The 1244-nt window shown below is 57.8% G+C and carries 2 protein-coding genes; both read right to left on the bottom strand.

What is annotated here, in order from left to right; all coding sequences use genetic code 11:
* Window positions 1–823 (bottom strand): phospholipase effector Tle1 domain-containing protein (locus JHD64_RS21055; RefSeq protein WP_199055550.1); only part of this gene is annotated, 823 nt, incomplete at its 3' end.
* On the bottom strand, window positions 805–1244 hold a 440-nt coding region (locus tag JHD64_RS21060; protein ID WP_199055552.1), incomplete at its 5' end, for a DUF3304 domain-containing protein. The genes JHD64_RS21060 and JHD64_RS21055, both read right to left, overlap by 19 nt.

Genomic DNA, 1244 nt, shown 5'->3' on the forward strand with positions numbered 1-1244 from the left:
TATCGAACAGGCCGACAAACGGCACCTTGACCGGCACGCCAAACAGCCGGTACTTGCCATCTTCGCCGTGCTCGCACAGCTCCAGCAGCCAATGCAAGAAGGCGCGCGCCTCGGCCGCACCACGGGAAAAGCCATACACATGCACCCGCAAACCAGCCAGCTTGGGCGCTTGCTGCACGTCCAGATGCTGGATGATGGAGGCCATGCCATTGCGCATGGCCTGGCGGCGGCGCTGGCTGGGCGGTATCGGCCCCTGTCGCTTGGTGTCCCACTGGTTGAGCTCGCCATTCACCATGTCGCAGGCAATGCGATAGGCTTCCTCCGAGGTCAGGATTTCCGGCAGATCCGGGTCCGGGCTTTTACTACGGCGCAGCGCATCAATCAGCCGGGTCAGCCCCCATAAAATACGCATCTGCCCACCGCTGGCGTATTTCAACCCGGCAGCGGAGAAGCTCATTTCATGGATTTCCTTGAACTGGGTGCCCACCCCTTGCAGATAGTAGGAGAAATAGCCATCCCTACCAGCCTTCTTTCCCTGGATGGAGGCCTGAAACAAGCGGGCAATATTGGAATGGCTATTATTTGGCAGGTCGGTTTCCATATGGTTGTTGGTGCCATCGAAGAATAGCGACACATTGGTCACCAGCCCACACGGGGGCGGGCGGCGCTGAGCACGCGCGGCCAGGCACACCTCCTGCATTTCCAGTTGCTGCAGATAGCGCATGTCGCGCAGCTCCTGCGCATCACTGGGGAAGGCATCCAGCTGATCATCCCAGGGTGCGGCCAGCTGGGCGTGTTCCAGGTTTATTGGGGTTTCGGACATGACTGACCCTCCATTTTTTTGGCTTCAGCTTCCCATTGGGCAAGCATCGGAAATACTTGTTTGCTATCGATCACCAGTCGCACCTGATGGCAGGGTAGGAAGGCCAGATTGATGCCATAGGTATCCTTGTACGGCGGAATCTCCACCTGCGCGCTGTAGTGCTGGTATGCACTCTTATACCTGTCCATCGCTGCTCGGTATTTAGCGTAATCTTTGTCCATCAGTTTAATTTCGGGCATCTCCACATCAGAATTGGGATCCTCCACCCAGCGCACGGTGGCCATCAGACCGGGACGCCAGGTACGGGGCAGCGTGGCGCAGCACACCTCGCCGGCAAATACCGCTGACTTACCCAGAAACTCAAACTCAGCGCTGATGACGGTGTAGATGTGCGGGTTGAAGTCATACAAATGGGTGGGCA

This window comes from Aquitalea sp. ASV15 (genome assembly GCF_016429115.1).
GTDB lineage: Bacteria > Pseudomonadota > Gammaproteobacteria > Burkholderiales > Chromobacteriaceae > Aquitalea > Aquitalea magnusonii.